The sequence below is a fragment of the Streptomyces sp. 13-12-16 genome (assembly GCF_002114215.1).
GTDB lineage: Bacteria > Actinomycetota > Actinomycetes > Streptomycetales > Streptomycetaceae > Streptomyces.
On record NZ_NCTE01000893.1, the window covers coordinates 1 to 3,970 of the forward strand.

Here is a 3,970-nt window from a genome sequence, read left to right on the forward strand (position 1 = left end):
CTCGCCCTGCATGCGCAGCGCCTCGACCGCGGGCCGGGCGGCGGCCTCGGCGGCGGCGGCGCGCACCAGCCGGGCCGCGTCGGGCACGTTGGCCAGGGCGACCAGCAGGGCGAGACCGACGGCGCCCGGCGAGAACACCGTGGCCGCCAGCAGGATCAGCAGCAGCGACGGCACGGCGAGCAGTACGTCCAGGGGCCGCATCAGCAGCTCCTCCAGCCATCGGTGCCGGGTGAGCGCGCTGAACAGACCGACGGGAAGGGCGACCAGGTAGGCCAGGGCGGTCGCGGCGAGCGCGGTCAGCACCACCGGCCTTCCCCCGTGCAGCACCTGCCGCCAGACGTCCCGGCCCACGAAGTCGGTGCCGAGCCAGTGCCCCCCGCCCAGCGTGAAGGACGCGGCCCGCGCCCCAGGTTCCCCCGCGAACACCGGCCCGAGCAGGGCGAGTACGAGCGGTACGGCGACGATCGTGAGGCCGAGCGCGAAGCGGCCCGTACGCGGACTCCTCACGCGGCCACCCCCGCCCGGGGCGCGAGCCGGTGGGCGACCAGGTCGGCACCCAGGTTCAGTACGACGGTCAGGACGCCGAACACCACCGCCAGCCCCTGGACGACGGGCACGTCGCGTTCGGCGACGGCGCCCAGCAGAACCGTGCCGAGCCCGGGGATCACGTACAGGGCCTCCACGACGATGACCCCGCACAGCAGCCAGTCGACGGTGCGGGCGAGCTGCTGGGCGGCGGGGGCCAGGGCGTTCGGCAGCGCGTGGGTGTACCGGACGCGGGCGCCGGACACGCCGTAGCGGCGGGCCTGCGCCACGTACGGGGAGGCGAGCGCGTCGATCATGCCCGCGCGCACCAGCCGCACCAGTGAGCACACGGGCCGTGACAGCAGGACCAGTACGGGCAGGACCAGTGCGGCCGGGTGGGCGAGCAGGTCGGTGCCGTAGCCGACGGCGGTCGGCGGGAGCCAGCCGAGCCGCAGGGCGAACACGGTCACCAGCAGCACACCGAGGGCGAACTCGGGGACGGCGTACACGGCGAGCGTCACGGAGCTGATCAGCCGGTCCACCGGCCGGCCCGCGTGCCGGGCGGCCAGCACGCCGAGCCCGAACCCGGCCGGCACCAGCAGCGCCACGGTGAGCGCGGCCAGCAGCAGGGTGGGGCCGAAGCCGTCGGCGAGGTACTGGCGCACCGGACGGCCGGAGACCAGCGAGGTGCCGAGGTCGCCGTGGAGCAGTCCCGCCGCCCAGTCGGCCAGCCGCTCCCAGGCCGGCCGGTCCAGCTCCATCGCCTCCCGGATGGCCGCGATGCGGGCCGGGTCGGGCTGGTCCCCGGCGAGGGCGACCGCGGCGTCGCCCGGCAGCGCCTCGGTGAGCGCGAAGACCAGCAGCACCACGGCCACGGTCTGCACGCCGCCGAGGAGCAGCCGCCGGACGACGAAGGAGCGCAGTCCGCTCACGCGAGCCACACCGTGTCGAAGCGGGCCCAGTCGAGGGTGTTGGCGGGAGCCTTGGTGTCGACGCCCTTGACGTTGCGCGCGGTTGCGATGATCCAGTCGGCGAACCCCCAGATGAGGAAGCCGCCCTCGCCGTGCAGGCGGCGCTGCATGCGCTCGTAGACGGCGGCGCGTTCCGTCCTGTCGCGGGTGGACTGGGCCTGCTGGTACAGCGCGTCGAAGTCCTTGTGCCGCCACTTGGTGGCGTTGGTGGTGGAGTCGGTGAGCAGCCGCTGGGAGATGTGCGCCTCGATGGGCATGGCCCCGGAGCGGTAGCAGCACAGGGCGCCGTTGTCGAGGATGTCGCTCCAGTAGGAGTCCTTGCTGCCCATCCTCACCTCGACGGTGACCCCGGCCTTCTTCGCCTGGTCGCGGAAGATGCTCGCGGCCTCGGTGAACCCGGCGGCGACGGCGGAGGTGTCCAGGGTGACCCTCAGGTCCTCGGCGCCGGCCTGCTTCAGCAGCGCGCGGGCCCTGTCGAGGTCCTGCTCGCGCTGGGGCAGGCCGTCGGCGTAGTACTCGTAGCCCTTGCCGAACAGGTCGTTGCCGACCTCGCCCGCGCCGGACAGCGCGCCGTCGACGAGTTCCTGGCGGTCGGCGATGAGGAAGAACGCCTGGCGCACCCGTTCGTCGTCGAAGGGCGGCCGGTCGGTCTTCATGCAGAACGCCTGCATGGCGCTGCCCCGCAGCCGCACGATCTCGATCTGCCCCTTGTCCTCGTGGGCGCGGGCGGTGGTGGGGTTGAGTTCGTGGGCGTACTCGATCTGCCCGCCGAGCAGCGCGTTGACCCGGGCCGACTCCTCGTTCGCCACGACGAACTCGATCTCGTCGAGGTGCGGGGCGCCCTCCCAGTAGTCGTCGTAGCGGCGGAAGACCGCCGAGCGGCCGGGCGTGAACGACACGAAGCGGAACGGGCCGGAACCGACCGGTTCCTTGTCGAACCCGGTGGCGTTCTCGGGCACGATGTACGCGCCGAACGCGGCCAGCACGTTGGGGAATTCGGCCGTGGGCCGCTTGAGCACGAACTCGATGACGCGTTCGCCGGTGGCGCGGCTGGCGTCGAGGTCGATGGGCTCCAGGGACGCCTTGGCGCGGAACGCCTGCTTCGGGTCGGCGATACGGCGGTAGCTGTGAAGGACGTCCTTCGCGGTGACCGGGCTGCCGTCGTGGAAGGTGGCCTCGCGCAGGGTGACCCGCCAGCGGTCCAGCGTCTTGTTCGGCTCCCACTTCTCGGCGAGGCGGGGCTGTGCGGACAGGTCGGCGCCGTAGTCGGCGAGCTTGTCGAACAGGGCCTTGGCGCGGGCGACGTCGGCGAAGAGGTTGGCGAGGTGCGGGTCGAGGGTCTCGCTCGCACCACCGCCCGCGAACGCGGCGCGCAGCCGGCCGCCCTTCTTCGGCGAGCCGTCGCCCGCACCGTCGTCGGAACCGGAACCGCCGCCGCAGCCGGCCAGGGTGAGCGCACCGAGCCCGGTCGCGGCGAGGAAGCCGCGGCGGCGCAGGGCCGGGAAGGGGAGGGAGCGGGTCGAATCGTCGTGCATGTGGGGTTCCTCAGTGTGTGGTCGTGCCGGTGAGACGGGCCACCACGTGCAGCCGGTCGGCGTCGGTGGTGCGGCCGGGGAGCAGGCCCTCCTGCCAGGGCGGCTCGGTGCGCGGGCCCGGTCCGTCGTGGAGTTCCAGGACCTCGTAGCCGTGCGCGGCCAGCAGGTGGCGCAGCTCCTGCGGGAACAGCAGCCGCCACGCGGACCGCTGTTCGACGGGTGCCGACCCGTCGTCCGCGGTCCATACGCGCCGGCGGCGCAGCAGTTGGTCGGTACGGTCCACCGTGAGGGTGGTGACGGACCGGTGGACGGTGCCCCGCCAGGTGAACTCGTCGACCCTGGGGACGTCGAGCAGGTCGGTGCGGCCGAGGAAGTACGCGCCGTTGCGCATCTCCGCGACGAGCAGGCCGCCCGGTGCCAGGGCGCGGCGGCAGGAGGACAGGAAGCCGTCGAGCTGATCGTTGGTGTGGCAGTACAGCAGGGCGCTGTCCAGGCACACCACGGCGTCGAACACCCCGTGCCCCAGGTCGAATCCGTACAGGTCGGCACGGACGTACCCGGGTCCGGGATGGTGGTCGCGGGCGTGCGCGAGCATCGCCTCGGAGAGGTCCGCGCCGGTCACTTCGCGGCCGGCGTCGTGCAGCCACGCGGCGTCGCGCCCGGTGCCGCAGCCCATGTCCAGCACCCGCTTCCCCGCCCCGTGCCGGCGCAGGCAGTCCTCCGCCCAGCGTCCGGCCAGCCGGCCGGGGTCGGGGAAACGGGCCTCGTAGAGCGTGGGGTTGTCGGTGAGCAGGTTGTCCGTCATGCCGGGGTCCTTCCTCGGGCGGGCGCGGGTACGGCGGGCTGTCCCGGCGGCGCGGGCAGCGATCCCCGCCGGCGCAGCCGTACGACGCCGAGCGCGGAGGCGAGCCCGGCCAGCGCGCAGCACGCCCACGGCAG

The 3,970-nt window shown here is 73.7% G+C and carries 4 protein-coding genes; all 4 read right to left on the reverse strand.

The window, feature by feature from the left end; genetic code table 11:
* Positions 1 to 507: ABC transporter permease subunit (locus tag B7767_RS31370; protein ID WP_143652723.1), on the reverse strand; the 507-nt coding region annotated here is incomplete at its 3' end.
* Positions 504 to 1,457, reverse strand: a complete 954-nt coding sequence (locus B7767_RS31375; RefSeq protein WP_085575090.1) for an ABC transporter permease — start codon at positions 1,455 to 1,457, stop codon at positions 504 to 506. The genes B7767_RS31375 and B7767_RS31370, both read right to left, overlap by 4 nt.
* Positions 1,454 to 3,031 (reverse strand): ABC transporter substrate-binding protein, encoded by a 1,578-nt coding sequence (locus B7767_RS31380; protein ID WP_085575091.1) that lies wholly within the window; start codon positions 3,029 to 3,031, stop codon positions 1,454 to 1,456. Before B7767_RS31380 ends, B7767_RS31375 begins: the two co-directional genes overlap by 4 nt.
* 10 nt (positions 3,032 to 3,041) lie before the next feature.
* Positions 3,042 to 3,836 carry a bifunctional 2-polyprenyl-6-hydroxyphenol methylase/3-demethylubiquinol 3-O-methyltransferase UbiG gene (locus tag B7767_RS31385; protein WP_085575092.1) on the reverse strand — a complete coding sequence of 265 codons (795 nt, stop codon included), beginning with the start codon at positions 3,834 to 3,836 and terminating at the stop codon, positions 3,042 to 3,044.
* Positions 3,837 to 3,970 lie beyond the last annotated feature (134 nt).

Excerpts from the sequence above, each read along its gene's own strand:
- B7767_RS31380 (WP_085575091.1), bottom strand. The coding sequence starts at position 3,031 with ATGCACGACGATTCGACCCGCTCCCTCCCCTTCCCGGCCCTGCGCCGC.
- B7767_RS31385 (WP_085575092.1), bottom strand. The coding sequence starts at position 3,836 with ATGACGGACAACCTGCTCACCGACAACCCCACGCTCTACGAGGCCCGT.